General features: G+C 47.9%; 28 protein-coding genes and 1 riboswitch. Of the genes, 18 read left to right on the forward strand and 10 right to left on the reverse strand.

All coding sequences use genetic code 11. The features are described from left to right. The first annotated feature begins 4 nt into the window (after nucleotides 1-4). The 9 genes from RQP50_RS25330 (at nucleotide 5) to RQP50_RS25370 (ending at nucleotide 9,082) form a co-directional block, all read left to right on the forward strand. Entirely contained in the window at nucleotides 5-700 is a 696-nt protein-coding gene (locus RQP50_RS25330) for a Cthe_2314 family HEPN domain-containing protein (protein WP_021258553.1), read from the forward strand. A 78-nt stretch (nucleotides 701-778) separates the two neighbouring features. Next, nucleotides 779-921, forward strand: a riboswitch (SAM riboswitch). A gap of 86 nt (nucleotides 922-1,007) precedes the next feature. Beyond that, complete coding sequence (locus RQP50_RS25335; RefSeq protein ID WP_315747105.1) at nucleotides 1,008-1,142, forward strand: hypothetical protein; 135 nt, start codon at nucleotides 1,008-1,010, stop codon at nucleotides 1,140-1,142. 27 nt (nucleotides 1,143-1,169) lie between these two features. Continuing rightward, entirely contained in the window at nucleotides 1,170-2,195 is a 1,026-nt protein-coding gene (locus RQP50_RS25340; protein WP_315747106.1) for a methionine ABC transporter ATP-binding protein, read from the forward strand. Beyond that, nucleotides 2,192-2,860 carry a methionine ABC transporter permease gene (locus RQP50_RS25345; RefSeq protein ID WP_315747107.1) on the forward strand — a complete coding sequence of 223 codons (669 nt, stop codon included), beginning with the start codon at nucleotides 2,192-2,194 and terminating at the stop codon, nucleotides 2,858-2,860. The genes RQP50_RS25340 and RQP50_RS25345 overlap by 4 nt, the downstream gene beginning before the upstream one ends. A gap of 215 nt (nucleotides 2,861-3,075) precedes the next feature. Next, nucleotides 3,076-3,921: a MetQ/NlpA family ABC transporter substrate-binding protein gene (locus RQP50_RS25350; protein ID WP_021252622.1), complete on the forward strand. Its 846-nt coding sequence runs from the start codon at nucleotides 3,076-3,078 to the stop codon at nucleotides 3,919-3,921. Between the two features lie 237 nt (nucleotides 3,922-4,158). Continuing rightward, the gene (locus tag RQP50_RS25355; RefSeq protein ID WP_315747108.1) at nucleotides 4,159-4,941 is read left to right on the forward strand and encodes an SDR family oxidoreductase; all 783 of its coding nucleotides are present in this window, start codon (nucleotides 4,159-4,161) and stop codon (nucleotides 4,939-4,941) included. A 149-nt stretch (nucleotides 4,942-5,090) separates the two neighbouring features. Next, nucleotides 5,091-6,248: a sugar diacid recognition domain-containing protein gene (locus RQP50_RS25360; RefSeq protein WP_315747109.1), complete on the forward strand. Its 1,158-nt coding sequence runs from the start codon at nucleotides 5,091-5,093 to the stop codon at nucleotides 6,246-6,248. 229 nt (nucleotides 6,249-6,477) lie between these two features. After that, nucleotides 6,478-7,746 carry a GntP family permease gene (locus tag RQP50_RS25365; protein WP_021252625.1) on the forward strand — a complete coding sequence of 423 codons (1,269 nt, stop codon included), beginning with the start codon at nucleotides 6,478-6,480 and terminating at the stop codon, nucleotides 7,744-7,746. A gap of 193 nt (nucleotides 7,747-7,939) precedes the next feature. After that, the gene (locus tag RQP50_RS25370; RefSeq protein ID WP_315747110.1) at nucleotides 7,940-9,082 is read left to right on the forward strand and encodes a glycerate kinase; all 1,143 of its coding nucleotides are present in this window, start codon (nucleotides 7,940-7,942) and stop codon (nucleotides 9,080-9,082) included. A gap of 197 nt (nucleotides 9,083-9,279) precedes the next feature. Here the strand turns inward: RQP50_RS25370 and RQP50_RS25375 are convergent, their stop codons facing one another. Further along, complete coding sequence (locus RQP50_RS25375; RefSeq protein WP_021252627.1) at nucleotides 9,280-9,525, reverse strand: NifU family protein; 246 nt, start codon at nucleotides 9,523-9,525, stop codon at nucleotides 9,280-9,282. A 91-nt stretch (nucleotides 9,526-9,616) separates the two neighbouring features. On the opposite strand from RQP50_RS25375, the gene RQP50_RS25380 reads away from it, so the two are divergent. Next, nucleotides 9,617-9,871 carry a YuzB family protein gene (locus tag RQP50_RS25380; protein ID WP_021252628.1) on the forward strand — a complete coding sequence of 85 codons (255 nt, stop codon included), beginning with the start codon at nucleotides 9,617-9,619 and terminating at the stop codon, nucleotides 9,869-9,871. 46 nt (nucleotides 9,872-9,917) lie between these two features. Here RQP50_RS25380 and RQP50_RS25385 read toward each other — a convergent pair whose 3' ends face one another. Beyond that, on the reverse strand, nucleotides 9,918-10,991 hold the full coding sequence (locus tag RQP50_RS25385; RefSeq protein WP_090513606.1) for an NAD(P)/FAD-dependent oxidoreductase: 1,074 nt from the start codon (nucleotides 10,989-10,991) through the stop codon (nucleotides 9,918-9,920). A 239-nt stretch (nucleotides 10,992-11,230) separates the two neighbouring features. Beyond that, a complete protein-coding gene (gene mqnE, locus RQP50_RS25390) occupies nucleotides 11,231-12,337 on the reverse strand; it encodes an aminofutalosine synthase MqnE (RefSeq protein ID WP_315747111.1) in 1,107 nt (368 codons plus the stop codon). 267 nt (nucleotides 12,338-12,604) lie between these two features. Between mqnE and RQP50_RS25395 the strand changes: the two genes are divergently transcribed. Together RQP50_RS25395 and RQP50_RS25400 are read left to right on the forward strand one after the other, a co-directional pair. Next, nucleotides 12,605-12,964, forward strand: coding sequence for a HesB/IscA family protein (locus RQP50_RS25395; protein WP_021258546.1), 360 nt, complete (start codon nucleotides 12,605-12,607; stop codon nucleotides 12,962-12,964). A 255-nt stretch (nucleotides 12,965-13,219) separates the two neighbouring features. Next, a complete protein-coding gene (locus RQP50_RS25400; RefSeq protein ID WP_268626009.1) occupies nucleotides 13,220-13,441 on the forward strand; it encodes a hypothetical protein in 222 nt (73 codons plus the stop codon). A gap of 171 nt (nucleotides 13,442-13,612) precedes the next feature. Here RQP50_RS25400 and RQP50_RS25405 read toward each other — a convergent pair whose 3' ends face one another. The 4 genes from RQP50_RS25405 to RQP50_RS25420 form a co-directional block, all read right to left on the reverse strand. Further along, a complete protein-coding gene (locus tag RQP50_RS25405; RefSeq protein ID WP_072730672.1) occupies nucleotides 13,613-14,011 on the reverse strand; it encodes a DUF2871 domain-containing protein in 399 nt (132 codons plus the stop codon). 111 nt (nucleotides 14,012-14,122) lie between these two features. Beyond that, nucleotides 14,123-15,517 carry a sensor histidine kinase gene (locus RQP50_RS25410; RefSeq protein ID WP_315747112.1) on the reverse strand — a complete coding sequence of 465 codons (1,395 nt, stop codon included), beginning with the start codon at nucleotides 15,515-15,517 and terminating at the stop codon, nucleotides 14,123-14,125. Further along, nucleotides 15,514-16,194, reverse strand: coding sequence for a response regulator transcription factor (locus RQP50_RS25415; protein ID WP_072730670.1), 681 nt, complete (start codon nucleotides 16,192-16,194; stop codon nucleotides 15,514-15,516). Before RQP50_RS25415 ends, RQP50_RS25410 begins: the two co-directional genes overlap by 4 nt. Nucleotides 16,195-16,364: 170 nt before the next feature. Further along, nucleotides 16,365-16,571, reverse strand: a complete 207-nt coding sequence (locus RQP50_RS25420; RefSeq protein WP_028533730.1) for a hypothetical protein — start codon at nucleotides 16,569-16,571, stop codon at nucleotides 16,365-16,367. A 197-nt stretch (nucleotides 16,572-16,768) separates the two neighbouring features. Between RQP50_RS25420 and RQP50_RS25425 the strand changes: the two genes are divergently transcribed. After that, nucleotides 16,769-17,431: a YheC/YheD family protein gene (locus RQP50_RS25425; RefSeq protein ID WP_315747113.1), complete on the forward strand. Its 663-nt coding sequence runs from the start codon at nucleotides 16,769-16,771 to the stop codon at nucleotides 17,429-17,431. 271 nt (nucleotides 17,432-17,702) lie between these two features. Then, entirely contained in the window at nucleotides 17,703-17,852 is a 150-nt protein-coding gene (sda, locus tag RQP50_RS25430; protein WP_028533731.1) for a sporulation histidine kinase inhibitor Sda, read from the forward strand. A 20-nt stretch (nucleotides 17,853-17,872) separates the two neighbouring features. Here sda and RQP50_RS25435 read toward each other — a convergent pair whose 3' ends face one another. After that, nucleotides 17,873-18,136 carry a hypothetical protein gene (locus tag RQP50_RS25435; protein WP_139070670.1) on the reverse strand — a complete coding sequence of 88 codons (264 nt, stop codon included), beginning with the start codon at nucleotides 18,134-18,136 and terminating at the stop codon, nucleotides 17,873-17,875. 63 nt (nucleotides 18,137-18,199) lie between these two features. Further along, complete coding sequence (locus RQP50_RS25440; RefSeq protein ID WP_174809982.1) at nucleotides 18,200-19,207, reverse strand: NAD(P)/FAD-dependent oxidoreductase; 1,008 nt, start codon at nucleotides 19,205-19,207, stop codon at nucleotides 18,200-18,202. 519 nt (nucleotides 19,208-19,726) lie between these two features. Between RQP50_RS25440 and RQP50_RS25445 the strand changes: the two genes are divergently transcribed. Next, nucleotides 19,727-20,923 (forward strand): NAD(P)/FAD-dependent oxidoreductase, encoded by a 1,197-nt coding sequence (locus RQP50_RS25445; RefSeq protein ID WP_021252640.1) that lies wholly within the window; start codon nucleotides 19,727-19,729, stop codon nucleotides 20,921-20,923. Between the two features lie 216 nt (nucleotides 20,924-21,139). Here RQP50_RS25445 and hemQ read toward each other — a convergent pair whose 3' ends face one another. Continuing rightward, nucleotides 21,140-21,892 carry a hydrogen peroxide-dependent heme synthase gene (hemQ, locus tag RQP50_RS25450; protein ID WP_021252641.1) on the reverse strand — a complete coding sequence of 251 codons (753 nt, stop codon included), beginning with the start codon at nucleotides 21,890-21,892 and terminating at the stop codon, nucleotides 21,140-21,142. 250 nt (nucleotides 21,893-22,142) lie between these two features. Between hemQ and RQP50_RS25455 the strand changes: the two genes are divergently transcribed. The 3 genes from RQP50_RS25455 to RQP50_RS25465 all read left to right on the forward strand — a co-directional run bounded on the left by RQP50_RS25455 (nucleotide 22,143) and on the right by RQP50_RS25465 (nucleotide 26,741). Continuing rightward, nucleotides 22,143-22,436 (forward strand): YuiB family protein, encoded by a 294-nt coding sequence (locus tag RQP50_RS25455; protein ID WP_072730735.1) that lies wholly within the window; start codon nucleotides 22,143-22,145, stop codon nucleotides 22,434-22,436. 478 nt (nucleotides 22,437-22,914) lie between these two features. Beyond that, nucleotides 22,915-24,654 carry a ribosomal protection-like ABC-F family protein gene (abc-f, locus tag RQP50_RS25460; RefSeq protein WP_315747114.1) on the forward strand — a complete coding sequence of 580 codons (1,740 nt, stop codon included), beginning with the start codon at nucleotides 22,915-22,917 and terminating at the stop codon, nucleotides 24,652-24,654. 242 nt (nucleotides 24,655-24,896) lie between these two features. Continuing rightward, nucleotides 24,897-26,741: a S9 family peptidase gene (locus tag RQP50_RS25465; RefSeq protein WP_315747187.1), complete on the forward strand. Its 1,845-nt coding sequence runs from the start codon at nucleotides 24,897-24,899 to the stop codon at nucleotides 26,739-26,741. Nucleotides 26,742-26,748 lie beyond the last annotated feature (7 nt).

Here is a 26,748-nt window from a genome sequence, read left to right on the forward strand (position 1 = left end):
TTCCATGCTGCGCAGCTTGTTCGGGGAGCCGCCCCGTGTTGACAGCGGAACGTTGAAGGATGCAATGGCGGGGATGGACAATTATTTGGAAGCAATACGCAGTCGCATGGAGGGAACAGGCGATCCCGATCACTTCTGGCGCAAGATAGAAGTATGGACAGTCGGACTGAAGACCTCCTTGGATGAACTGGAACAAAGCGTATATGCGTCTGACAAGTTCGCCGATCGTGTGTCGAAGCATTATGAGGCCGAGATGTCTGAATCGGAGCAGGATGATTATTACCGGTACGTCTATTTTTATAAAAATGGATTTATTCGCGTGTTCTCGATTTTGGACAAGCTTGGAACGCTGCTGAATACAGTGCTGTCCTTGGAGACCGAAAGGGTGAAGCATCATTTCTCTTACTTTACGGTGCTTCGCCAATTGCGCTTCAAGGGACAGCATCCTGAATTGGAACATGCCCTGCTGGCATTGAAGGAGCAGCATGAAGATGCGCTTCAGCGGCTGCGCAAGCGACGCAATATGGAGATTCATCATATGAACCCAGAAATGCAGGATGATTTATGGCAGCGGCATCGCAGCTTGAATGACAAAATTAAGCTTGAGGATATTCAGGCCAATGTGGCAGATTTGCAGCATGGTCTGGAGATGGTGTGTGGCGCATTGATCCATGTATTTCGACTGCTTCCCGTCAAGTAATGGAATTGAAAAGGGAATAAAAGTTAATTGACAACTTTCACCCGCTGCATTATACTCAATTTAAATTTCATAACTGTTTTCTTATCAAGAGTGGCGGAGGGACAGGCCCTGCGAAGCCCGGCAACCGATCTTGCAACCCGGATGCATAACAATAAGTTATGTGATTGCAAGATGTCAATGGTGCTAATTCCTTCAGAACGTAATGTTCTGGCAGATAAGAAAGGGAGAGTCGATTTTTCATCTGGTTTCTTCACAGAATACCGAACGTTCGCCCCCTTTTGGCATCTGCCAAGAGGGGGCTTTTTGCATGAACGAGCGGCCCCAAAATGGAGAAGTGAAGGCAGCCAAGGCAATGTGGTATATGTGGCGACAGTTATTGAGAGGATACAGCATACGAATAGATGAAGATAAGGCTGTAGGGCCTATCTATTCTAGAATGTAGCTAGCATGAAGGAAGGTGACGATTCCGTTGATTCGGCTGGAACATATAAGTAAGCAATATGGTGCTAACGGCAAGGTGCAAGGGCTGCTGGCACTGGATGATGTGAGTCTGTCGGTTGAATCTGGCGAGATTTATGGCATTATCGGCCATTCAGGTGCAGGGAAGAGTACGCTGCTGCGCAGCATTAACCTGCTTGAGCGGCCTACGGCAGGCGTAGTTGAGGTAGACGGCGTTAACTTAACGAAGCTGTCGAAGTCGGCGCTGCAGCAGCAGCGGCGTAAAATCGGGATGATTTTTCAGCATTTTAACCTGCTCAGTTCAGCAACGGTATATGACAATATTGCATTTCCGATGCGCCTGGCGGGAACATCCAAGGATAAAGTAGAGAAGAAAGTAAATGAGTTGATTAGGCTTGTTGGTTTGGAAGAACACAAGCATAAATACCCGGCTCAATTGTCCGGTGGACAAAAGCAGCGCGTAGGGATTGCGCGTGCGCTTGCGAATGATCCGAAGGTGCTGCTCTGTGATGAAGCAACCTCGGCGCTAGATCCGCAGACGACGAATGCGATCTTGGAGCTGCTGCTCGATATTAACCGCAAGTTCGGAATTACGATCGTGCTAATCACCCATGAGATGCACGTCATCCAAGCGATATGCGACAAAGTTGCCGTTATTCATGGCGGGAAGATTGCTGAGGCAGGCAAGGTTGTAGACGTGTTCTTGAAGCCTCAGCATCCGGTAACGCGCGAATTCATTCTTGAAGAGCGCAGCGATGCGGATATTCAGCCTTGGGCGGCATTCAAGAGCCAGGCTGCTGAGCATTCCCATGTTGTGAAGATCAACTATTTGGGTGATGTCACGTATGAGCCGGTGCTGCATCGTGTCCTTACGGAAGCGGGCGTCAGCTTCGCAATACTGCAGGGAACGATCTCTCGGATGAAGGATACTCCTTACGGCCAATTGGTCGTTCGTCTAGATGGCGACACAAGTGCTGTAGAGCAATCATTATCTTCTCTCCGGGCGCAGGGTCTTGAAGTGGAGGTGATTGCGTGATGAATTTCGATTTCTCTACTGTCAATTGGAGCGATGTGTCTTCGGCTACTGGAGAAACATTGCAGATGATGCTGTTCTCTGTACTATTCACCTTCCTTGTTGGCTTGCCGCTAGGCGTGCTCTTGTATTTAACTGGGCGCACGGATAGCACAGTTGGGAAGATCGTATATAGTATCTTGTCATTCATTGTGAACGTGCTGCGTTCAGTACCGTTCGTTATTCTAATGATTGCGATCATACCGATTACACGAATTGTAGTAGGCACATCTATCGGTGTAGAAGGAACAATCCCGCCGCTCGTTATCGCGGCTGCACCATTCTTCGCTCGTCTCGTGGAGACGTCATTGCGTGAGGTTGATCGGGGCGTTATTGAGGCAGCACAGGCAATGGGAGCATCCACTTGGCAGATTGTATATAAGGTTCTGCTGCCCGAAGCGATGCCAGGCTTGATTGCAGGGACGACGATAACGGCGGTTACGCTCGTATCGTATACAGCGATGTCAGGTCTCATTGGCGGCGGCGGTCTCGGTGACCTAGCGATTCGCTACGGATACCATCGCTATGAGATTGAAATGATGATCGTGGCGATCGTTATTATGGTTATACTCGTACAGGTGCTGCAATGGATTGGCGATGCATTTGTTCGCCGCTATACAAGAAAATAAAAAAATATTGTGCTGAGTCGGTCATTTCATGGTTGACGGCAGCACAAAATATGATATAATCCCAGTAATTCAATTGGAATTATCGGTAGTTACGAGTTGGATGAAATGATCATTTGAATCAAAACCTAATAGGCATAGGAAGCACGCTCTTAGGAGCTTCAACTTACAAATATTCATCAATTAAAATGGGGATCTTGGAAGGAGTAGTGAATGACATGAAAAAGTGGACTTTTGTATTAACGCTTATTACACTCGTAGCGGTACTCGCTGCTTGCGGCAACAAAAATACAGCAGGCGATAACACGAACGCATCTGGTGAGGCAGGCAAGTCTGGCACAGAAAAAGTGAAGCTTGTCGTAGGTGCAACACCGGTGCCTCATGCAGAAATACTGAATCATATCAAGCCGAAGCTGGCTGAGCAAGGGATTGAGTTGGAAGTTAAGGAGTTCACGGATTATGTTCAGCCGAACGTACAAGTACACGAGAAGCAGCTTGATGCGAACTTCTTCCAACATAAGCCGTACTTGGACAATGAAGTGAAGACGAAGGGATACAACCTTGTAACTGTAGGCAATATTCACGTTGAGCCTTTCGGAGGTTACTCCAAGAAGATTAAGTCGGTTAGTGAAATTGCAGATGGCGCAACGGTATCGATTCCGAACGATGCAACAAATGGCGGACGTGCGCTGCTCTTGCTGGAGAAGCAGGGCATTATTAAGTTGAAGGATGGCGTAGGTCTGGAAGCAACGGTTAACGACATTGCTGAGAATCCGAAGAACTTGAAGTTCAAAGAGCTGGAAGCTGCAATGCTGCCTCGTACGCTGGATGAAGTTGACTTCTCGCTTATCAATACGAACTATGCACTGCAAGCGAACTTGAATCCTACGAAGGATGCGTTGTTCATTGAAGATAAGGATTCTCCGTATGCGAACATCTTGACGGCTCGCGAGGACAACAAGGATAGTGATGCTGTGAAGAAATTGCTTGCAGCTTTGCAGTCTGACGATGTGAAGAAATTTATTGAAGATAAATACCAAGGTTCGATCGTACCTGCATTTTAATTGTAGAATACTTTCAATGACAGAAGCCCTAGAGGCAAGCTGCCTTTCGATAAGAAAGGTGGAGCTTGCTGCTAGGGCTTTTTTCTTTGTAATCTAGGTGGAAGGGATTCAAGTGCATTGCATTGCGGAGCGGACAGTCTGTCTACATCAGTGTCCAATGCAAAGTTGTTCTGCCAAGGCAAATATCTTATACTGAACGTGGAAGTTCTTTGAAGCGCTCAAAAGGAGGATTACGACGTGGAACAGCAGCGTAAAATTGCTCTTATTACGGGGAGCGCCAAAGGCCTCGGGAAGATGACAGCTATGACATTGGCCGAAGCCGGGCATGATATTGTCTTAAATTATGTACATAGCGAGGCAGAGGCTGAAGCACTGCGGCTCCAGCTCGAGAAGACGGGAATACGGTGTATTGCCATTTGCGCGGATATTTCCAAGCCAGAGGAAGTGAAGCGGCTCGTTACTGAAATGAATGAACGCATCGGTATGGCTGATATTGTGGTGAACAATGCTGGGCCGTTCATCAGAGAGCGGAGATTGTTCGCGGATTACTCGGAAGAGGACATTATGTATTTATTGAATGGGAATCTAAGTGGTGTCATACTGCTCGATCATTTGCTGCTCGGATCGATGCGGAAGAAGGGATGGGGGCGCATTATTCATTATGGCTTCGGCCATGCGTCTGAGGCGCGTTCTTGGCCGCATCGGGCGGTGTATGCCGCAGCCAAGGTGGGACTAGTGTCTTTCACGAAGACACTGGCGGTAGAGGAAGCACAAAATGGCATTACGGTGAATATGATTTGCCCTGGCGATATTCGTGGTGACAACAAGGAGCGAAAAATCGAGGATGTACTTCATCTAACCGATGACGAAACGCCGCGCGGCCGTCCCGGCAGTGGTGAAGATGTGACACGAGTCATCCGCTTCCTATGTGAGGATGCTTCTGACTTTATAACTGGTAATATTATTAATGTCTCAGGCGGACTCGATCCTATTCGTACAACGATTAGCTCGAAATCCTAATGCTGCATGTACGCCCGTCGGCTGACAGACACAGCGGTTGCTGTGCCCTGTTGGAACGAGGGCGTTTTCATATTTTGGAGAAGAAGGATGGACGGGATGCGGGATGTCCTAACCTCTTTTTGATTTCGCGTGATAGGTGGTATGAAGATATGAGTTGGCTGACCAAGCAATTGGCGCAAGCAATCGTCTCACGGACGATGCAGGTCATTGGGTACAATGTAAATGTGATGGATGAGCGTGGGCGGATCATTGGCTCGGGCGACCTGTCCCGCATTAATCAAAAGCATGAAGGGGCACTCATTGCCATTGAGCGCAAGGGAAGGTTCGAGATCGATAAAGAGAGTGCACGCAATCTTCAGGGTGTTATGCCGGGGACGAATCTTGTTATTCAATTTCGCGGAGAAGTTGTCGGCGTTATCGGGATTACGGGAGATCCTGCTGAAGTGACGAAGTATGGGGAACTTGTCAAGATGACAGCTGAGATGTATTTGGAGCAGGCGGATTTGTTGGAAAAGGCGCGCTGGGATAAGCGGATGAAGGAGGATTTCCTCTTATCGGTCATTCATGCGGAACCGGGAGATCAAGCCATGCTTCGCCTGCAGGCGGAACGAATAGGCCTGAAGCCGGACAAGCCTCGTGTTGCTTGTATTCTGGAGCTTACGGATGAACAGGATGCGGATTCAGTGCCTACACTGCGCAGAGTTGTAGAACTGTTGGAAGGGCGGCCGACAATTGATCTTATCGCGATACGGAATACGCGGCAAATCGTCCTATTCAAGCCGCATTTGCACCCACGGAAGCCGAATATGGATATATGCGAGGGAATACGGAAAATTCGGAAGTTGCTGGAAGAGAAGCAGATTGCACCTCTTCGTATCGCGGTGGGCAAGGCTTATTCAGGAATCGATGGGCTCATAGCATCCTATCGCTCTGCTCAAGATACGATGCGCGCGGGTCAAGCAATCCTGCCTGAGCATACGGTCTATTATAGTGAGGATATGCCAAATGAGACGGTGCTGGCGAATGTGGGCCGCAGCTGGGTTACAGATGAAATGGAGCAGATGTGGCAGCGATTCATCCAAGAAGATCGGAGCGGGGAATTGAGGCAGACTCTGCAGGTGTATTATGAGGAAAGCGGCGAGCAGCAGCGGATTGCACAGCGGCTGGCCATCCATCGCAACACGCTCCGTTATCGTCTTCAGCGGATTGCGGATGTGACAGGCAAGGATCCCAAGAGCTTTCGCGATTTGTATACGTTAATGTCGGCGTGGTGGATTCACGCGATGCTGCGCAGTAATGAGTCTTAGCCAGTTAACAACGGAAAGGCTGAGCATGTCTATTTCATGTATCTTATTTCACATACAGGCCTGATAGCAGCAAGACAAAGGTTGATGGATCTTGTTTTGTGCAATTGAACAAAAAATACACTTTTTAAAGCGCTTCATTTCATGTTTATGCATGATGAAGCGCTTTCATATTGGAGGTAAAGTAAAGGTACAACAACGAAACACTGCATCTTCAAGGAGGATGGGGACTATGACAGTAACGGTATCTGTACTTGGTGCACTGGCGGCTTTAGTGGTTGCTATCGTGCTTATTTTACGAAAAGTCCCACCGGCGTACGGTATGATGATTGGCGCGCTGGTAGGCGGCGTAGTCGGAGGAATTGGTTTAATTGACTCCGTAACGCTAATGATGGATGGAGCCAAGACGATGATTCCAGCTGTGCTGCGAATATTAGCAGCAGGTGTTCTTGCAGGCGTATTGATTGAATCAGGCGGAGCGAAGACGATTGCAGAGACATTAGTACGCAAGGTAGGCGAGACTCGCGCATTGTTCGCACTAGCTTTTGCAACGATGGTGTTGACAGCTGTTGGTGTATTTATCGACGTGGCGGTCATTACGGTGGCTCCAATCGCACTTGCAATTGCGCAGCGTGCAGACTTGTCCCGTATGGCGATATTGCTCGCTATGATTGGGGGAGGCAAGGCAGGCAACATTATGTCGCCGAACCCGAACGCGATTTCTGCGGCGGATGCTTTCCATATCCCGTTGACTTCGATAATGGCAGCAGGAATTATCCCAGCTTTGATTGGTTTGTTCGTAACGTATTGGATTGCGAAAAAGTTGTCTCATAAAGGAACGAAGGTAGCAGGTGTAGAGCAGGTGGAGGATAGCAAGGAACAGCTTCCTAGCTTTCTTGCTGCAATGATGGCGCCAATAACAGCAATTGCATTGCTGGCCTTGCGCCCGATTGCAGGCATCGCCATTGACCCCATTATCGCTCTCCCTGTTGGTGGTTTAGTAGGGGCACTCTGTATGGGACGCATTACACAGATTAACCGATATGCAACCTCTGGACTTGGCAAAATGACGGGTGTTGCCGTCATGCTTATCGGGACGGGGACACTTGCCGGAATTATTTCGAACTCACAATTGAAGGATGTTATTATTGATGGCTTGACGGCTTCAGGCTTGCCAGCCTATTTACTTGCACCAATCAGTGGCGCCTTGATGTCTCTGGCGACAGCGTCCACAACTGCAGGTACTGCGGTAGCAAGCTCGGTATTCGGTTCGACCATTATGGAGCTTGGCGTCGCATCCTTAGGGGCAGCGGCAATGATACATGCGGGTGCTACGGTGTTCGACCATATGCCGCATGGCAGCTTCTTCCATGCCACTGGCGGCAGCGTGAATATGGCGATGAAGGAACGTCTTCGTCTTATCCCCTATGAAACGCTAATCGGTCTTGTACTCGCTATCGTATCTACGCTCGTATTCGGTGTCTTCGGCTGGTTCTTGTAAGCCAAGGACAATACAATGTACTGGGACAAGGCAGTAAACCTCGCAAGTTGTGCAGGTATAACTGAGGAACTTGCTGGTTCGTAATGAGAGACAGGTAAAGGAATAGAAATAGAAATAGAAATAGAAATGTAGATAAACAGCTAATGTACAACTCGGAGAGAAAGTCAGATTGCATGGATAGGAGTGGATCAGTATGAAATTCGTAATTGCTCCAGACTCTTTTAAAGAAAGTTTGTCTGCGTGGGAAGCATGTCAGGCGATTGGCCGCGGCTTGGGGCGGGTATTCCCGGAGGCGGAACTCGTATATGTACCGATGGCAGATGGCGGAGAAGGGACCGTGCAGTCGCTTGTAGATGCGACAAGCGGCCGAATTGTACGGACGACAGTAACAGGGCCGCTTGGAACACCTGTGGAAGGGTTCTATGGCGTCTTGGGTGATGGCAAATCCGCAGTTATTGAGATGGCTGCGGCATCGGGACTGGCGCTTGTTCCACCGGCACAGCGGAATCCACTCGTTACGACGACGCGGGGGATGGGAGAGCTGATCCTATCCGCATTGAATGAGGGGGTAGAGACGATTATCCTGGGGCTTGGAGGCAGCGCTACGAATGATGGCGGCGCTGGGATGGCTCAAGCGCTTGGTATTCGGCTGTTAGCTGAGGATGGAACGGAAATTGGTGATGGAGGCGAAGAGGTCGGCCGCATTGCACATATCGATTTGAGCGGTGTTGACCCTCGGCTTGCGAAGGTGAAATTCGTAGCGGCCTGCGATGTTGACAACCCGCTTATCGGAGAGCGGGGAGCATCGGCAGTATTTGGCCCCCAGAAGGGAGCTACGCCGGAGATGGTGAAGCAACTGGATGCGAACTTGGCGCACTACGCGGCGAAGCTACGGGAGGACGTCGGTTGTGATGTCGCCCATATGCCAGGCGCTGGGGCGGCCGGAGGGCTTGGGGCAGGCGTGGTGGCTTTTCTGCAAGCTGAATTGAAGCGAGGAGTAGATATTGTCATCGACGCAACCGGCTTAGCAGATCATGCAGTTGATGCTGATGTGGTCATTACCGGTGAAGGCAAGATTGACGGGCAGACCATTTACGGCAAGACGCCAATCGGCGTAGCGAAGACGGCGAAGCTGCATGGAGTACCAGTTATCGGTATTGCGGGTACGCTTGCAGCTGGACATGAAGTGGTTCATGAGCACGGTATCGATATGGTATTTACGATTGTTCCGGGAGTTACGACATTGGAGGAGGCCTTAGGACAAGCTGCTGACAATATGGAGCGTACTGCTTATAATATCGGCATGGCCTTGAAGCTTGGAATTCAGTTGAAATAACGGAAGAATGATGGGGAACAAGCTGCAGTTAAGCGAAGCAGCCGCAGCAGTAGCAGCTATCCAGCAATGTCGCTTTACCTATTATTTAGCAGTGATAAGTTAACGCAATGAAATGATTCGGGATTGAAAAAAGGCTGTCCCCGGCAGATTCAACTGCTGGTGACAGCCTTCCTTCTTATGAAGTCCAATTATTCAATTTAGAATACTTGTACGACTTCTGTAATGCCTTCCACTTCTTCCACCAAAGCGCGCTCAATACCCGCTTTCAATGTGATCGTGGAGCTTGGGCAGCTGCCGCAAGCGCCCATCAGGCGAAGCTTAACGATGCCGTCTTCAACATCAACCAATTCAACGTCGCCGCCATCGCGCTGCAAGAACGGGCGCAGTTTATCCAACACTTCCAGCACTTCATCGTAAACTGTGCTTTGTGCATTTTCACTCATCTATGACAACTCCTTTCATCCATGCTGATTTTATTATATTATAAAGCTATCCGAATTCAAAGGCGCAACATGAAAGCGGGGGATAATGTCAATGCGACCAATCATAGAATTTTGTGTGAATAATATGCATCACGGGACAGATAATGTCATGAAGCGCCTAGAAGGCAACCCGGAGTATGACGTACTGGAGTATGGTTGTCTCGGGAATTGCGGGGAGTGCTACATGTTTCCGTTTGCATTAGTAAATGGTGAAATCGTTGCTGGGGAAACGGCAGATGAGTTATATGACAAAATTATGATCAAAATAGAGGAAATAAAAGCATGGGAGCAGCTGGACATCGATTGATGCCGCTGCTCCCATGCTTTGTTATAGAGTAGAATCATTGCAGGTATTATCCGAAATGGTTCTTAGACATCCATAATACACCGCTCTTAATGACGCGAGGCACATACCCTACAACGGCACGCTTGCCAACAACGCCGAAGCCGGATTTTTTGCCTAATGCACCAAGCACGCCCTTCAGCTTAATTTTACCTAAGCGAGGAGTTTCCCCGTTCCATCTCGCCCGAATGACATCCGCAATCTGCTCCCCTTGGGCGCCTGCTGCTTGTGCGCTAGGCGAGAACGGGAGGCTTGCGCAATCTCCTACAACGAAAACATTCGGATATTCGGGAATGTGATGATATTCGTTAATGATGACACGGCCCTGTGGATCCTTCGCAACTTGGAGCTGCTGTACCGGAGCAACAGGCTGAATGCCGGCAGTCCATACGGTAACGTCCGACAAAATCTCTTCTTCAATATCTTCTTTCCGGTTATAGATGACTCCATCCTCGAGGTGGCTCACATTCACAAAAGAACGAAGCTCAATATGGTGCTCAAGGAACCAGCCAGAGACAAAGTGAGAGAGCTTCTCCGGGAACGCAGATAGCACGCGCGATCCCCGATCCAGAATCCGGATATTGAGATCAGGTCGGCTCTCACGCAGCTCTGCCGCCATTTCAACACCGCTAAGCCCACCGCCCACAATGCTTACGTGTCCGTATGGACGGATGTCATTTAGCAATTGATAGGTGCGTCTTGTACTGGCGAGTGATTGAATGCTGTTGCCGAACTGCTCGGCGCCTGGAATGCCATGATACTTATCCGTGCAACCCAGACCGATGACTAGATGATCATAGGCGAGTGCATCTCCATCTGTGAAGTGGACAATCTGCCCGTCCAAATCAATGGATTGTACATTCCCATAATGAAGGTGCACGCGCGGATCATCCGGGAAGGACACGCGAATGTCCATATCAGACACCGTTCCGGCTGCTAGTGCATAATATTCCGTCTTGAGGCCTTGATAAGGCATGCGGTCAACTAATACAAGTTGTACATCGGAAGGCAGCTCGCCCTCCAACAACCGACTAATGATGGCCAATCCTCCGTAGCCGCCACCGAGTATGACGTATCGTTTCATCTGTTCGACTCCCCCCATGTTGCCGAAAAATTAAGATGGTAGGTGCTGCGCCGCAAGCGGCGATTACGTCGTATGGCTCCACTCATTTGCCTGGGACGCGATTCCGTGAAGCCAGCTGGAAGCCATGTCTTCGGTGTTATGAATCGTGCCCGCGGTTGCTGATTCTCTGTTGTATTATCCAATAGGGTCATGCATTACCTCTATCTCTCTAATATGCTCAATGATCAATTACATCGACATTACTCATATATCTTTATCGGATTGTAGAACGTATCGCGTTCGATTGGCGTACGGCCTGCTCCCTTAATGAGCCATACGAGTTCATCGCGCGTCAAACCTTCCGGTGTAAGCGCGCCGGCTGCATGACTAATGCGTTCCTTCACAAGCGTGCCGTGCACGTCGGAAGCACCGAACGTAAGTGCAACTTGTGTCAACTGGGTTCCGATATTGATGAAGTACGCTTTAATATGTTGAATGTTGTCCAGCATAAGGCGGCTGATCGCAATTGTCTTCAAGTCTTCATACGCGGAGTTGCGGCGCTTGATGCTGGCTTTAGGACTCTTCGGCTGCATAGACAATGGGATGAATACTTGGAAGCCATTCGTCTCATCTTGAAGTTCGCGGATCGAGATCATATGGCGAATACGATCCTCATGCGATTCGATTGCGCCGTACAGCATCGTTGTATGTGTCTTCATGCCAAGTTGATGTGCCGTACGGTGAACTTCGAGATAGCGCTCAACGCCAGCTTTCTCGACACGCATCTTCTTCCGATATTCATCGGATAGAATTTCTGCTCCTCCACCTGTCAGAGATTCCAGTCCGGCATTCATTAGCTCTTTAAGCACCTCTTCAATGCTCAAGCCGCTGATGCGTGTGAAGAAATCAATTTCAGCTGCTGTGTACGCCTTAAGTGTGACGTCTGGATACTTCTCGTTCAGTGCACGAAGCGAATCTACATAATAAGAGAACGGTACATGCGGGTTGTGTCCGCCAACGATATGAAACTCGCGTACGCCCGGATGGATGTGCTGATCTACGAAGTCGATCATTTCTTGACTGGACAATGTATAAGCACCCTCGTCTCCTTGATCTTTACGGAAGTTGCAGAATGCGCAGTGCGCTTCGCATACATTCGTGAAGTATAGGGACATATTTTCAATAAAATAAACATTTTTGCCGTTCTTGCGCATGTTCGCAAGATTCGCCAATTGACCCAAGGTCAACAGGTCGTCCGTTTCATACAAGTAAACGCCATCCTCAAGCGTCAGGCGCTCACCGCGTTCGACTTTATCTGCGATTTCGGCCATACGTGGATCGGCATGACGCGTCATGACTGTAGTCATACACAGGCCCCCTTCAGGTAAGGTATCTTTTTACAATTCAGCACAATATGCTGTTGTTGACAAATAAAAAACTCCGCGGCGGATAAGTTCCGTCGGAGATTGCAGTGAAACGAATCACATTAATTGATGTCAGTTCCATTATACATTCGCATAAGAGGTGGGGCAATACGTCTACAGGAAGTAAAGGTGCAAATTACCAGCAGCGATGTTCTCTTGTATATGCCGAAGGGGATGGTTATACTTAGTAATACGAGGAGGGTGATTAGAATGATTACAATCAGCGATGAAGCGATTGAGAAGATAAAGGAAATGATTGCGCAAGAGGAAAATGAAAATATGTTCCTGCGCGTCGGTGTTCGTCCAGGCGGTTGCAGTGGATTCTCTTATGGTATGGGATTTGACGATGAAGAGACTGAGGAAGATGTGCATTTGGAGATTGGCGGCATGAAGGTCGTCATCGATAAGGAAAGTGTTCCTCATCTGAGTGGCCTTACAATCGACTACAAGGAATCCGGCATGTCTGGCGGCTTCACGATCGACAACCCGAATGCGGTAGCAACTTGCGGCTGCGGCTCCAGCTTCCGTACAGCAACAAATGAGGGAAAAGCGGAGAAGTGCGACGACTAGTCTCCACTTATTTGCATGATACCTTATATATAGATGAATGATACATTCTGATTCCATTCGATTCGATAATTGCGATTAGACTTCGTGATTAGATGATAATGAAATATAGAAGACCTCTTATTACGGTAGAGTTGAGCATCGTTACCTTGTAAGAGGTTTTTTTGTTGTTTTGGCGTCTATAGCGCTAATCCTAATATTTCTAATCATACTGCAAATTGTTTCGGCGAACCTTATAACGAGCAGGAGGTGATACCTATGAATGAACATCATGATGCACATCAAGTACAGCAATCCACTGATGTAGACCGTACACTGCTGGTGTCTTATAGAGCGTATTGCACGGAATGTCCAGGAGGGTGGCATGGGACTTGCTATGATTCCCGTCAAGATTCAACGAGGGATGCCCAGAATCACAACAATACGTACCATGCAGGAACCACGGGAGCTACCGTTATTGAGAGTTCAGGCAGCTGTTAATTTGCGCGGGGATAGAACGAATTGAACACAGAACACAGAACACAGAACACAGAACACAGAACACAGAACACAGAAGCTGTGCAGCCATCTATTCTGCTCAACTGAAGAAGGCTGCCCTTACTCTTATAAGAAGAGCAGGTGCAGCCTTCGGATATGCCTGTTAGGGTCAGTTTATTCCTTCACTCGTTTGCCTAGCAGGATCATGAACCAAATGATGCTTGCTCCGAGGACTGCATGACCAAGGCCTGCCATGTGGCTCAAGCCCTTCATATCAGTTCCGTTAACCTGAAGGATGCCGCGAACCGTCATCGCTGCAAGACTTAGCATCAGACCGATATTATATACATAGTACCAACCTTTGAATGAACGGACTTCATGCACGCGGAACTGCTTCGCAAGCAAGGTGAGAAGCAGGAAGAACAGGAAGCCGAGAACGAGAATATGGGTGTGCAGCGGTTTTAATGCTGTGTAAGCTGTGAAATCATTTATTTTGGTGAACTCCCGGTAAAAGATACCCGATATGAGGCCAAGAATGGCATAGAAGAATGAAGTGTAATACAGTTTTTTCACAGTAAACTCTCTCCTTTGTTTCGTCATTCGCATGGATGATAGGAGTGTACCGCAGTTGTATGAACCCAATATGAACAGAACATGACAACGGGGTCATGTTCTGCTTATACGCTATTTAGGGAATCGGATCGTAAATATGGTTCCTTGTCCTACTTCGCTAGACACGCGGATCGTTCCGTTGTGCAATTCAATGATTCGCTTTACGATGGCTAAGCCAAGCCCTGTTCCATGCTGGCTCTGTCCTGGTTCAGCAAGCTCACTGTGTTTGTAAAATCGCTCGAAGATATGTGGCAGTACATCCTCTGGAATACCTATCCCCGTGTCAGATACAACTACGATAATGTCTTCTCCTTGTTGTTTGCATTGTATCCCGATGGTTCCTTGCGACGCAGTGAATTTAATCGCATTCGTTAGCAGATTTGTCCATGCTTGATACAGCAATCCTGTATCTCCCGTTAACTTCACGCTATCGAGCTGAAGATCCAATTCGATGTCTTTCACGCTCCATTGCGGCTCAAGTAGGATGATGACTTCTCGCAGCTGTTCATCTAGTCGGATAGAAGCTTGCTTCATCATCTCGCTTCCTCGTTCCAAGGAGGCGAGCGTCAGCAATTGCCGACTTATTCCGGATAACCGCCGCGACTCATCTGCAATGATGTGCAAATAGCGTCGTTCTTGTTCGGGCGGCAGCGGGTGATCCATGAGCTGCTGCGCTAATCCTTGGATCGAAGTCAAGGGAGATTGAATCTCATGGGACACATTCGCGACGAACTGCTTCTGTACGGCGTCCAGTTGCCCAAGAGCTTCAGCCATTACGGTGAATCGTCTTGCAAGCTCACCAATTTCATCATTGCGGTGGAGATCCAGCTTAACTTCGTAATTGCCTTTTTCCAGTTCCATAGTGGCTCGGGTTAACCGCTGCAGCGGCTTAACGAGATAGCGTGTCTTCACGGAAATGAGCACTAGGCTGATAACGAAGGTAGAGACGAGTAGTACCGCAATGAGAACGCGCACTTCTTCGGTCTGCTGCACCATATCTGGGCGAATGAACATAGCGTGCTGCACGCCATTAACTGTGAGCGGGATACCGTGGCTCAAGGCAAGTCGATTCTCGAATATAGCGGGGACGAAGAAGCTGCTCCATGCTCTTTGCTGAAGCATGCCGCGATACGTATTCCCTTGAAGAACGCTGTCAATCGCTTCAGGAGCAAGATCAGCATTCTTGAATGGTCTGCCGAATGTCTTCACATGATGATCAGGAGCGATAAGGTACAGCTGATAGCCCAGTTCAGCGAGATTCGTTAACGCCTCGTCAACCGTGTCTTCACCAGACGATAACATGTTGTTCATGCGCGCCAGCGCGTGCCCAACCTTCTCCATCTTCTGCTCGTAATGACTGGAGATCGCTTGATTGTGCGCGATATTCGCCAGAAAGACGCCGCATACGAAGCTGATAAATACGATTATTGCTGAGAAAAACACGATTCGTGTATACAGTGTCTTCAAGGTTCAGGAACCTCCAATTTGTAGCCAAGGCCTCGGATTGTAGTGATTCGGAATCCACTTGCATTCTCAGGAAAACGCTCCCGAAGACGCTTAATATGCACGTCAATGGTTCGGCTGTCCCCTTCGTAGTCAGTACCCCATATCCAAGCCAGCAGCTGTTCGCGTGTGAAGATGCGCCCTGGATAGGAAGCAAGCTGCGCTAACAGCTCAAACTCCTTGCGGGGAAGAGTCAGTTCTTCGCCGGAGGCTGCAACGGTATAGCTCTTGCGGTCGATAGTTGTTGCACCAAGGCGTATGAGGCTGTCAGATACGATCTGATACCTCCGAAGCAGCGCCTTCATGCGGAATAGCAGCTCCTTCGGCTCGAAGGGCTTCACCATATAGTCATCGGTGCCGGCTGCGAAGCCTTGCTCCTTATCTTCAAGTTCGCCGAGCGCGGTGAGCATAATCACCGGGATATCATATTGCTGTCTAATTTCGGCGCATAATGTCCAGCCATCCTTCACTGGCATCATGACATCTACGATCGCAATATGAATGGTTTCCTGCTCCAATAGTTGTGCTGCAGCTTGTCCATCACTCGCGTCGAACACATGATACTGCTCAGATTCGAGCACAAGCCGCAGCATCGTTACAATATTCGGGTCATCATCCGCAACGAGTACATGAATGATCAATGCGATTTACCTCCATTCCAAGGTGGGGAGTGATCAGGTCTAATTATGAGGGGAAAAGCACAAAAACAAAAATCCCTGGAGCAGGCGCCAAGCGCGAAGTCCAAGGATTTTGCCCCATTGTCCGTCTTGCGGGAGTCGATCAAGTCTTCCTAGATGATCAGAACTGACAATTATAAGAACGTCTTGTTGATCATGATGGAGATCAAATAAAAACAAAATACTGAAAACAGCCAGCACGCTGTTCCAAGTACCCGTCTATGCTTTCTCCAAAATTGAAAACCGATCGCAAGTATACCTACATTGGCAAGCACGAGTACGACAGACATAGATACGATCGCAATCCAGTACAACGCTTCATATACAGCTGCAGTTGACATGACGGTCGCTCCCATCCTTTATATCCATCCATTATTATCCCTTATACGATACCATCCCAATCTTGAAAAAGACAAGCACTATGCGTCCAACTTGATCTAGTCTTGTGCAAATCAGGCACATGCCATGGACAATCATACAAGAATCGGTTGGGAGCCATGAGTATGTATAAGTATTAAGGACGAAAGGGGAGTGGCGAATGGAAGGCAGACAGTTAGCCAGCAAATGGTTGAAAACCGCGGCGCTAATATCGGATTCACGTGTAGCAGGGCATATTCCGGCAACGCGTATATACAATACGTCTAATCTCCATGAAATGTTAAACATACACGGCTTCGTCGTCATCAAGCCTGTCGTTGGTTCTGGCGGTGCCGGTGTTATTAAAGTAACGAAGAGCGGATCGACTTATCGATATACGTATCAGGCCAATACACGCAGCTTTGGAGATTTCGATGCCATGGTGCGATCATTGTCCGGTACGAAAAAGAAGCGTACCTACCTAATTCAGCGGGGAATCCATCTAGCTACGATTAATGGAAGACCGATCGATTACCGGGTTAAAGTAGTGAAGTCAAATGGCAAATGGGGTGTACGCTCGATGGTTGGGCGCTTGGCGAGAAGAGGCTTGTTCGTGACGAACTTGTGCAAAGGAGGTACGATGGTAACCGCAGCACAAGGAATTGCAAGATCGCTCTCTGGACAGAGCGTCCGCGCCAAGAAGAGTAAGATGAGATATTTGACATGGATCTGCACATCGCTATTAGAGAGGAAATATCCAGGGATTGGCCAGCTCGGCTTCGATTATGGCATTGATCGAACTGGTCATATCTGGATATTCGAGGTGAACACAAGACCGCAGTAAGGGGCAATCTACGTTGGAAGTGGGATTTGATAGATTAGATTTACTAGAGATTGGAAAATGATTAAACATTTTTATTAGAAAAACAATCCAAAAAGATGTGAATAATTATATCCACATCATCCCCACTGATAGATAGCGTTTTTTGACGTTTATCAACAAATTATTCACAATTTTTCCACAAACGCCTGTGGATATTGGAACGCTTGTTCTGCTTTCTGAGGCCGTGATATGATGAATGCGGCAGGAAAGTTTAGGAAAGGTTGTGATGCAGATGGCTTTGCTTTCCGATGAACTGCTTATTGATTCCTATGAGCAGGCAATCAGGCTCCGATTGGATGAAGAATTCATCGCGTTGCTGCTTGAGGAAATGAAAAGGCGCTGCCTTTGTCCGACCCTCTTCCGAATACCGGTGTGCACATAGATGACCGGCATGCCGAGGCTTTACTCCCAAGCCAGTCCGTTCACATAAGTGGTTGCGTGGCAGTGCTCACAATAGATTATATGCAGGCACTGCATGGATACAGAACTAGATACAGAACTATCATCCAGCATCGTTTGATGGGATACGGAATCGTCTGGCTGATATGGGGCGTAAGGTCCAACATAATCTTCCAGTTTGCCGCTGTCAGTGGTTGGGTTCAAACAGTTCGGACATTGAAATTCGGGACTGATCATGCCGTTGCATAGTGGACAAACATGAAACAAGGGTATCCTCCTCCGTTAGATAAAGATGTTGGAGATAGGATACCCTTTCTTTCGTTTATTTAGTTACATTTTCATGCTGCTGCTGTGTCCAGGAGACAGCTTAGCTGATGGATCAATATACACCTTAGCGTTATTGATAGCAGTTGGTGCCTCGCCAAAACCGACAGCGATGAGCTTCAGCTTGCCTGGGTAAGTCGTAATGTCGCCAGCAGCGAACAAGCCTGGAATGTTCGTCTCCATACGAGAATCAACAACGATGGAACCGCCCTCGATGTTAAGGCCCCATTCAGATATTGGTCCGAGGGAGGACACGAAGCCGAAGTTGACGATAACTGCATCGACATCGATATCCATTGCTTCTTTTGATTTGGTGTTAGTCAGTGTTACGCGCTCAATTCGACTAGAATCACCATGCAAAGCGGTAATTTCTGTAGGCGTAATCACTTGAACCTTGGAATTCATCAATTGCTCAACACTATGTTCATGCGCGCGGAATTTGTCGCGGCGATGAATAAGTGTAACTTGTTCAGCAATAGGCTCCAGCATGAGTGCCCAATCGACAGCAGAGTCTCCGCCGCCGCTGATCAGCACGCGCTGGCCTTTGAACTGATGCAGATCGCTAACGAAGTAGTGCAGGTTCGATTTCTCGTATTGGGCTGCTTCAGGCAGCTCCAAGCGGCGTGGTTCGAATGCACCTACACCAGCTGTTACGATAACGGATTTTGCGTGATGAACGCTTTTATCTGTAGTAACGGCGAATAGACGCTCGTCGAGCTTCTCTACTCCCTGAACCTTCTCTTCCAAGCGAACATCAGGATTGAAATGTTCCATTTGCTTTTTCAAGGAATCAACAAGTTCTTGCGCTGTTACTTTCGGGAATCCGGCAACGTCATAGATGTACTTTTCCGGGTATAATGCTGCTAATTGGCCTCCTAATTGAGGCATGCTTTCAATAAGACGAACGGAAGCTTGTCGCATGCCGCCATAGAATGCAGCGAACATGCCGGCAGGCCCGCCCCCAATAATTAAAATATCTACTACATCTTGTTGTGATACAAGTTGTGAATTCAAGGCAGAGCACCTCCAATGGCGATGTCTGACCATGTGATCATGGTCATTGTGTGTTTTGGCACATCTATCATTATAAACGGTGCTCGACAAGAAGGAAACCGTACATTTTCCAGGGATTTCGATATAAATGTGAAAATTATCAAAATTAAACGCTTTCATACATTGTTCTACAAAAAAGGTGCTTGTAATTTAATTGGAAACTCGATATCATTGCAGTTGAATTGTTTGTAAATTGTCGACAATTTGTCGATGTTGGGCATAATGCGATGTGCACGTGATTATGGATCTATCTGAATGAGTTACTTTCAATCATTTAGACCATAATAAAAATGATTACCAGTTGTATAATGTATAGGTACCTACATTTCGTTTGTTGTTTTTTGTGGGGTTTTTCACAACTTCACAAGATTGATGTATATACGCGGGTTTCTAGAACAAGGGTATTCATATTCAAGTTGTAACATGTTATTACCAACCTACACAAAATGATTGACCCGATTTGGAAGGAGCTAATGAAAGATGAGTAACATTCCTAAAATCGTAATCCTAGGCGCGGGTTACGGCGGCATCATGGCAGCGCAACGTCTTCAGAAAGAATTAAACTATAATGAAGCAGACGTAACATTAGTCAGCAAACATGACTATCATTACTTCACAACTCATTTGCATATGCCTGCTGCTGGTACGGATTCCTATGAGAATGCTCGAGTGTCTATCTCGAAGTTGATCGATGAGTTCAAAATTGACTTTGTGAAATCTTCGGTGAAGGAAATTCGTATTCAAGATAAGAAAGTCATTCTTGAGGACGGAACTTTGTCTTATGATTACTTGGTGATTGGTGTTGGTGGGGAGCCTGAAACATTCGGTATTCCTGGACTTGGCGAGTATGCGTTCAGCATTCGCAGCATCAACTCTGTTCGCGTAATCCGTGAGCATATCGAACATCAATTTGCTCTATATAAGCAAGATGAGACTCGTGCTGATCGTCTGAATTTCGTTGTAGGTGGCGCAGGCTTCACAGGCATCGAGTTCATCGGTGAATTGTCCGATCGCATTCCTATGCTGTGCAAGCAGTTTGATGTCGATCCCAAATTGGTCAATATTTATAACGTGGAAGCGGCGCCAACAGCACTTCCAGGCTTCGATCCTGAGCTTGTTGAATATGCAATGAATGTATTGAAGAAAAAAGGCGTTACATTCAAGCTGGCAACAGCGATCAAGGAATGCACACCTGAAGGTGTTCTACTTGCAACTGGAGAAGAAATCAAGTCTTCTACGGTTGTATGGACAGGCGGTATTCGTGGTAACCGTCTCATCGAGCAAGCAGGCTTCGAGGCAATGCGCGGTCGTGTGAAGGTTGATGAATTCTTGAGAGCGCCAGGTCATGATAATGTCTTCATTATTGGGGACAACTCGCTCATGATTAATCCGGCAATTGATCGTCCATATCCGCCTACAGCGCAAATGGCGATGCAGCAAGGTCCGGTATGCGCGAGCAACATCGTTGCTTCAATTCGCAACCAGCCGCTTAAGAAGTTCGAGTACCACAACAAAGGTACAGTTGCTTCCTTAGGTAAAGGCGAAGCGATCGGCGTAGTGGGTAAGAAGAAGCTGAAAGGCTTCTGGGCTGCCCAATTGAAAAAAGTCATCGATATTCGTTGGTTGTTCATCATTGGCGGAATTTCTCTTGCTCTTCGCAAAGGTAAATTCCTGTAAGAAGAACGTGACCCGTTTTACGGTTGATTGGTTAAGATCATAGTGTTAAATCAAATATATGCCGCTGCATCTTCGGTCTTTAATCGGGGATACCAGCGGCTTTTTGTTTGCTGCCATATGACAAGCAGAGACGCAAAAGGCCTGTATGATCGCAATCATACAGGCCTTTCGATGCCGGAATTGGCATTCCATACGGATGAATCTCAAAATCTTATCTTAAATTTTCATCATATCATTCAGGGTATCTGGTGTAAGCAGGTTGCCTACATAGAAGGAGCCGAACTCGCCGAAGCGGGCGCTCACTTCGTCGAAGCGCATTTCATAAATGAGCTTCTTGAACTGAAGCGGATCGTCACTGAATAACGTAACGCCCCATTCCCAATCATCCAGACCTACCGAGCCTGTGATGATTTGCTTCACTTTACCCGCATAGCCTCGGCCGATCATGCCATGGCTGCGCATCATATTGCGGCGCTCCTCCATGGACAGCATGTACCAGTTGTCGGCCAAGTCACGCTTCTTGTTCATTGGATAGAAGCAGATGTGCTTGCTCTGCGGCAAGGTTGGCTTCAGCCGCGCGATAATTTCCGGATTCTCCATTGGATCTTCGGTCGATCCTGGCTTCGTCATATAATTGCTTAATTCAACGATGCTGACATAGGAATAAGTTGGTGTTGTAAATTGAGCGAAAGACGTTTTATTCAGCGCATTTTCAAGCGCGTTAAGCTCTTCGAGTGTTTCACGAAGGTGGAAAATGACAAAGTCGGCTTTTTGGCCTACGATGCTGTATACGACAGTGCTGCCCTTCTTATCTGCTTCCGTTTCGGACCATTCCGACCATAACGTTTGCAATTCCTCAAGCGCATGCGCACGCTCTTCATCGTCCGCTTTTTTCCATTGAGCCCAGTTGATCGTGCGGAAATCATGGAGTGCATACCAACCGTCGAGCGTTAAAGCTGCTTCATTCATATCGCGTTATCCTCCGTTATCGTAAAAGATTGTGTACCACAACCACTTTTGTGTAAATCGCCATACTAAAGTCATTGTAGCTATTATTTGCAGTGCATTCAACTAAGAGGTGATAAATGTCACTGAATGTTCGTTGATTTTTGGCCCTGGTACAAGTACACTAAGACTATTCAGGAATTAGCGAAATATGGATATTTAATTGGATAATAATAGATTGTACGAAGCGAAGCAGGAGGCGGGTTGCAACATGTTGGGCTGGATAATGGTCTTCATTTTAATGGTGCTATTCTTCGTGATGATGTTCGGCATAGGATTTATTCTGAACATGCTGATGAAGACAACGTGGTTCCCGATCGGCATCTATTTAGTCGTATTGCTGCCAGCAATGGTTATTATGTTGTGGAAGCAGGATGCCTCGATTATGGACAATTTGGCAGGCATCGGCTTGCAGGGATATTTAACGGCGATTGCTGGACTTGCAGGGGCATATATTAGCGGGAAGACGATTTATTTCTTACGCAAGAGCGGGTATCAGATGTTTTAATGTAAAATGGTACTTGATAAATTTGAGTAAATTGGCATACAATGATACAGATCGCATCAGAACTTTTCGATGCGTAAGATTTTATTCGAATGAAAGGGCAAGGTATCTACTGCGATGGAGAACTAATCTGATCTGATAGAAGTCATTTTGACAGCTTTATATTTCAAAATGTACGTTCAGAGAGGATAGGTCTGCCCATTTTCGCAGATTGATATCGGCCGTTATATTTTAGCTTGCATCATTCATCACTTATTTTGTAATGGAATAACGCACGGTGCTGCACTTGTACTCATTACCTCAGTGTCAATTTTGAATGAGGAGAATCGGGGAGAGACGCATCGCTGCTTAGGACGGTTGCTGTGGCATATGTGTATAGGCACGTGCATAGCATACTTGTTCGATTCCATACCATAAGTGAAGAGCAAGCTTACAGCCGTATGCACACTATCCTCTCTGGGTTACCCAGGGAGGTTTTTTTATGACTAACAACCATATAGCACAATTCAAAAATAAATCGGGCCATCTTGTATTGGAAGCCCACCAATTGGCAGCCTATGTAGCTGATCGCCGCTTGTTCCGCACGGACGGTTCTCTTCGCATTTATGCAGGAGATCGAATCGGACTTATTGGCGCCAACGGAGTCGGGAAGACGACATTGCAGCGTATATTGGCTGGCATGGTAGAGCCGGATGAAGGAAACGTAGTCTGCAATGTGGTAACATCCTTCGTGCCACAACTAGATGATGTGCGGGAGGAAGAAGCAGAGGAAGTGACATTAAGTGGCGGCGAACGGACGAAGCGCCGATTGAATGAGGCCATGAACGCAGGTGCAGGATTGTTGATGCTCGATGAACCGACAAGCCATTTGGATGTGGAAGGAATGGAGTGGCTTGAGGATCGAATGATCGAATATTCCAGAACCGGCGCATTATTGTTCATTTCACATGACCGAACGCTGCTTAATCATGTGGCAACGAGAATCTGGGAAGTGGAGAACGAACAGATTCATGTCTTTACTGGTGGATATGAGGACTATCGCAGGGAAAAGGAGAGACTGCGGCTAGAGCACCAACGCTCGTATGACAATTATGTCGCGGAGAGAGGCCGATTGCAGGAAGCGATTGTAGAGAAGAAGGAACAGGCAAGTAAGGTCAGCAGGCCTAAGAAGGGGTTGACGAGTAAGGAAATGAGGCTTGCGCGACCACACTTCAATCGCAAGCAGGCGAAGGTAGAGAAGACGGTTAAGGCGATAGAGAAACGCCTTGATCAGCTGGAGGTCGTGGAAAAGCCATTCGAGCAGGTGCAGGTGTTGTTCAATGCGGAATGCCATGCTCCGATTCGCAGCAAGCAGGCTGTGGAGGTTCAAGGGCTAGCGCTGCGTGCAGGCGACCGTGAGTTGTTACAGAGCAGTTCCTTCAGCATTCGGCCGAATATGCGTGTCGCCTTAGTAGGTTCGAATGGAGCTGGGAAGACAACCTTACTCCGTCGATTGGTGGAGGCCTATGAGCTGAGAACTGCAGGAGAGCGAGATGTGACGATGGGGGAAGGGCGAATTCGCTTCTCTCCTAGTGCGCGAATGGCGTATTTCGATCAGAAGCTGTATGCCTTAGATCTGCAGGCCAGTGTACTGGATAATGTATTGAAGTCGAGCGCCTATGATCAGACGATGGTGCGGACGGTATTGGCTAGGCTTAGACTGCGCCGGGATGAGGCTTTGAAGCCGGTATGGCAGCTAAGTGGGGGCGAGAAGGTGAAGACACAGCTCGCCAAACTGTTCATGAGCGAAGCAAATATGCTGCTGCTTGATGAGCCGACGAACTATTTGGATATCGACACGCGTGAGGAGCTGGAGCGTGTACTGCTTGAGTATCCGGGGACGATCCTGTTCGCGACGCATGATCGCATGCTGCTGAATCGAACGGCTACCCATACGATTGTGTTCCGTGACGGAGAGCTGGAATGGATGACGATTGAAGCATTTCGTGAGCGACAGCGCCCTCGACCTGCTGAGGCAGGAGGCTCTTCAGAATTTGTACTTGCACAGGAAGCTTTAAAAAATGAACAATCGCTCACATCGATGTCGGCTGAGGAGCGATTGAAGCTGGATCTGGAATGGGCAGACTTGATGGGACGTTTGTCTGCTCCGCGCAAGGGAGACAACATCGAAGAGCTGGAGCGGCAATATACGGAGCTGCTTAAGCGGCGCAAGCAGCTATAAGCAAGGAGCTTAACAGTTCGTAATTCGCTAATCGGGAATGACTTTACTATCCTTAGCCAATGCAGTGAAGCACACTCAACCAGAACCGCCGCAGCACCTGCAAGGAGGTGCTGCGGCTTGTGCGTGCTATGGACGGGACTTTACCACGATCAATGAAAACGTTATGATGGAACTATTATACATCTAGAATATTCATATACCACTTAACCCAATGTTTGGGCATATAAGGAGGAAGAAGCATGTTGTTGCAATTTCCAAAACCTGATGTTGAACAATATTTTCAATCGACAGTCATCCGCCAGTTCACGGTGAGCCTGGACGAGACAAAGCTTATATTCAGCAGCAACTTGAATGGTCATTACAACTTGTGGGCCATAGATTTGAATCAAGGCAAGCCATCATTCCCATATCCATTAACGTATAACGATCAAGTAAGCAATTTTATCTCGATTGATCCGCAGCAGCGTCATATCCTATGCGGCTTTGATAGAGATGGCGATGAGAACTATCATATGTATGCGCTTCCGACAGAGGGAGGCAAGCCTCTGCCATTGCTTGAGGCAGATGAAAAAGATAAGTTCTATTTTGCACATTTGTCTGATGACGGGGAGCGTGTCTATTATTGCACGAGCCGGAATAACCCGTCCTTTTTGAATGCTCGTGTATACAATCTCCGTACGAAGCAGGATGAGCTGCTTATTGAGGGGCAGGATGCTCTGCATCAGCTGGAGTCAGTAAGTCCGAGTGAGAAGCGGTTCGTGTATGCCAAGTCTTACGGCAACACCTATCAAGTTTGCTACGTACACACGGAAGAGGGGGACTTCCCTCTTGTTCCTCAAGCTGGGGCGGATGAGGTGCACCTGAGCTTGAGCGCGGTCTTTGTCGATGAGGATACGGTCGCCTTTTTGACAGACTACAAGGCAGAGTTCGCTTATGTGGCTACCTACCATATTCCTACCCAGCAATATGCTGAATTGTGCCGAATTGAGCATGAGAGCGGCATGGAACTCAAGTGGCATAAGGATACACGGACGCTTTATCTTGTGACAGAGGTCGGAGTAGAGGATAGATTGTACCGTATTCCTCTTGATACAGGCACGCCAGAGGCAATCGAGATGCCGACGCCAATTTTGAATCAGCTTCATGTTGCGAAGTCGGGAGCCTTGTACATCCTCAATCGTGGTGCGGTTACTCCGACCAATATCTATAAGCTGGAAGAAGGCACAACTTGGGTTCAGCTTACGCAAAATATGCCGGTTGGTCTGACATCTGAGCAATTAGTTGATCCTGAGGTTGTGGCCTATTCCTCCTTCGATGGGATGGAGATTGAGGCTCTGTTGTTCCGTGCGAAGGATGAACTGGCGAACGGCTATACGATCTTCTGGCCGCATGGCGGGCCTCAGTCCGCAGAACGCCGCTTTTTCCGCAGTATGTTCCAATACTTCCTTGCACAAGGGTACCATGTATTTGCACCGAACTTCCGCGGCAGCACGGGCTACGGCAGTTCCTTCGTCAAGCTTGTCGAAGGCGACTGGGGTGAAGGGCCGCGTCTCGATTGTGTGGCAGGGATGGAGTGGTTGTTCGAGCAGGGCATCTCTTCGAAAGAGCGCCTCTTCGTGGTAGGTGGCAGCTATGGAGGTTATATGACGCTTCTGCTAGCTGGACGACATGCTGAGTACTTCCGAGCTGCTGTCGATATTTTCGGTGTCAGCAACTTATTCACGTTCTATAATTCCGTACCGGATCATTGGAAGCCGATTATGAAGCAATGGGTAGGGGATCCGGAACAGGATAAGGAACGCTTCATCACTGATTCTCCGATTACGTACTTGGAGAGCATGACGAATCCGATGCTGGTTATTCAAGGGGCGAATGATCCTCGCGTTGTGAAGGAAGAGTCTGATCAGATTGTTGAGAAACTTCGCCAGCTTGGGCGCGAGGTGGAATATATTGTACTGGATGATGAAGGACATGGATTCTCTAAGAAAGAGAATGAGATGCGTGTCTATCGAGGCATCGTCGAATTCCTGAAGCGACATCATGAACAAGAAGCGGTGTCAGCAGTTGCGGCAGAAAATGTCGATTAGAGTCTTT

Origin of the sequence: Paenibacillus suaedae (assembly GCF_032337355.1) — a bacterium.
In the GTDB taxonomy this organism is placed as follows: domain Bacteria; phylum Bacillota; class Bacilli; order Paenibacillales; family Paenibacillaceae; genus Paenibacillus_B; species Paenibacillus_B suaedae.